The sequence below is a fragment of the uncultured Agrococcus sp. genome (assembly GCF_945915485.1).
Classification (GTDB): domain Bacteria; phylum Actinomycetota; class Actinomycetes; order Actinomycetales; family Microbacteriaceae; genus Agrococcus.
Window position 1 is genome coordinate 1 of record NZ_CAMEFJ010000167.1, and the last position, 2,687, is coordinate 2,687.

At 62.8% G+C, this 2,687-nt stretch carries 3 protein-coding genes and 2 pseudogenes; 1 reads left to right on the forward strand and 4 read right to left on the reverse strand.

Annotated elements, in window-relative coordinates:
- From Q0O95_RS13975 to ychF, 3 genes and pseudogenes are all read right to left on the reverse strand, one after another.
- Positions 1-90 (reverse strand): annotated as a pseudogene (locus Q0O95_RS13975) (addiction module antidote protein, HigA family); the annotation flags it as partial.
- Positions 65-256, reverse strand: a complete 192-nt coding sequence (locus Q0O95_RS13980; RefSeq protein ID WP_366516501.1) for a type II toxin-antitoxin system RelE/ParE family toxin — start codon at positions 254-256, stop codon at positions 65-67. The gene Q0O95_RS13980 and the pseudogene Q0O95_RS13975, both read right to left, overlap by 26 nt.
- 123 nt (positions 257-379) lie before the next feature.
- Positions 380-1,453 (reverse strand): redox-regulated ATPase YchF, encoded by a 1,074-nt coding sequence (ychF, locus tag Q0O95_RS13985; protein ID WP_293699949.1) that lies wholly within the window; start codon positions 1,451-1,453, stop codon positions 380-382.
- Positions 1,454-1,515: 62 nt separating this feature from the next.
- Here ychF and Q0O95_RS13990 point away from each other — a divergent pair, with 62 nt between their 5' ends.
- A complete protein-coding gene (locus Q0O95_RS13990) occupies positions 1,516-2,043 on the forward strand; it encodes a DinB family protein (RefSeq protein ID WP_293699952.1) in 528 nt (175 codons plus the stop codon).
- Between the two features lie 11 nt (positions 2,044-2,054).
- Here Q0O95_RS13990 and Q0O95_RS13995 read toward each other — a convergent pair.
- A pseudogene (locus Q0O95_RS13995) lies at positions 2,055-2,687 on the reverse strand (hypothetical protein); the annotation flags it as partial.

The window sequence follows — 2,687 nt, forward strand, 5'->3', positions numbered from 1 at the left end:
GAAGCCCTCGATGAAGTCCTCCATCAGGATCTCTCCCGGATGGATCGGCTCGATCTGGCCGGCCTCAGTGGTAGTCGACGAGTTCGACATTGTCCGCACCTCCATCTCTCCAAACGAAGCAGAGACGCCATTGCGCGTTCACGCGGATACTGTGTTGCCCGCGTCGGTTGCCCACCAGCCGCTCCGGGCGGTTGCCCGGCGGGATCCGGACGTCATCGACATCCTTCGCCGCATGGATCCATTCGAGCTTCCGCAGAGTCGACCGTTGTACAGCCCGGTCGACGCGCTTGACGTACTATTCATGCCAGATGCGCCCGGTGTCCTTGTTGCCGAACGAACTGATCACGAGACCAGTCTCTAACGGGAACCGTCATTAACGCTAGACGTTAAAGCGGAACTCCACCACGTCACCATCGGCCATGACGTAGTCCTTGCCCTCCATACGCACACGGCCCGCCGCTTTCGCATCCTGCATCGAACCGTGCTCGTCGAGATCCTCGAACGACACGATCTCCGCTTTGATGAAGCCACGCTCGAAGTCCGTGTGGATGACGCCGGCAGCCTTCGGAGCAGTCGAGCCCTTCCGAATCGTCCAGGCACGCGACTCCTTGGGGCCCGCTGTCAGATACGTCTGCAACCCGAGCGTCTCGAAACCGACGCGTGCAAGCTGGTCGAGACCCGACTCCTCCTGCCCCAGCGACTGCAGCAGCTCCAGCGCTTCGTCCGCGTCGAGATCGATCAGCTCCGACTCCACCTTCGCATCGAGGAAGACCGCCTTCGCGGGAGCAACGAGCGCAGCCAGCTCCTGCTTCCTGGCCTCATCACCGAGTACATCCTCGTCGACGTTGAACACATACAGCACCGGCTTCGCCGTCAGCAGACCGAGTTCACGAATGGGTGTCGTATCGAACCCGGCTTTCGACAGCGTCGTGCCGGTGTTGAGAATCTCAAGGGCATCCTGGGCGGCCTGCAGTGTCGCGGGGTCAGCCTTCTTGCCCCGCACATCCTTCTCGAGACGCGCGATCGCCTTCTCGAGCGTCTCGACGTCAGCGAGAATCAGCTCGGTATCGATCGTCTCCATATCGGCGGCGGGGTCGACCTTGCCGTCGACGTGCGTCACGTCACCGTCGGCGAATCCGCGAACGACCTGGGCTATGGCATCCGCTTCCCGGATGTTGGCGAGGAACTTATTGCCGAGCCCCTCCCCCTCGCTCGCCCCGCGAACGATACCGGCGATGTCGACGAACGACACCGGCGCCGGCAGAATTTTCGCAGAACCGAAGATCTCGGCCAGACGGGTGAGCCGCGCATCCGGCAGTTCCACCACCCCGATGTTCGGTTCGATCGTCGCGAACGGGTAGTTCGCCGCGAGAACGGTATTTTTCGTCAGTGCGTTGAAGAGGGTCGACTTGCCCACATTGGGCAGCCCTACAATGCCAATCGTCAGTGCCACAAGCATCGAGTCTAGTGGCCCGATGAACCCGCCGGATTCACGTCGCTTGCTAGCCTGCATAAATGTCAATGAGGCCAGAGACGTTTCGATCCGATGAACTGACTTCGCTGCTTGGGATGCTCAATGCGCAGCGCGACATCATTCGTGACAAAACACGCGGCATGACCGCCACGCAATTGACCCAAAAATTGCCGTCGAGCGAGATGACGCTCGGCGGCCTACTGCGACATCTCACTCGTGTGGAGTACAGCTGGTCGGTGCGGGTGTGGGCCGGTCTACCTCCCGAGGAACCGTGGGCGTCAGCACCGTGGGCTGATGACGGCGACTGGGATTGGCGCTGGAGTGCCGACGAGGACCCTGACGCTCTACGGCGCGATTGGGAGGCCGGCTGTGCACGCACCGACGAAATCATCAGGGCGCATCCGGATCTGGATGCCGAAGCCGCGATCCAGCCCCACGTCAAGTACGAGGGGCCGGACGCTTGGGTCACGCGCCGCTATGTGATCCTGCACCTCATCGAGGAAGTGGCTCGTCATGCAGGTCACGCGGATCTCTTGGCTGAAGCGATTGATGGCCGCACCGGCCAGTAACGTTGCGTTCCCTACGCCTGGCCGCGAAGCGTCGCCGCGACGGGTGAATCGTCGGGCAGCTCGTCCTGACGAACGGCACGCACGATGCCGCCCGTGCGCAGCACCTGAGCCGCGACTTCGTCGACCACCCTGTAGGTTTCTCCGCTAGGCGTGGGGGCAAGGGTCACTGCGCCGAACTCGTCGATCGTTCCCTCTTCGCTGTGCTCGAGATCGAACAGCAGCTGGTCGACCTGCCCCGACCACGCGGCTTTCGCGACATCGGCCAGCTGCGAGGTCGCCCGTCCGTTCGCTTGCCGCGTGCCGAACGTCTCACGCCACTTCGAGATCTTCTCCGCGTAGTGCCCATCCAGCACTGTGCGCCCTCGTGACGCCAGTTCAGCATCGTCGAAGCCTGCAGGATTCCCCTCGATCCCCTGCTCCAACAGCAGGTCGTGCGAGTTCACCTCGCGGTATGCGGAGTCGAGGTCGTTCGATGCGGCGAGCACGAGCGGCGCCTGATTCTCCCCCATCGCGGCGAGTACGGCATCCTGCACGAGCGAGGCGTATCGACGCTGCTCGACCTTCGGGCCGAGCGTGCCGTCGGCACGATGTCTGTTGAAACGCCCGTTGGCCGGATCACGGGTCAGCACATCAGCGGCATCCTC

Excerpts from the sequence above, each read along its gene's own strand:
- Q0O95_RS13990 (WP_293699952.1), top strand. The coding sequence starts at position 1,516 with ATGTCAATGAGGCCAGAGACGTTTCGATCCGATGAACTGACTTCGCTG.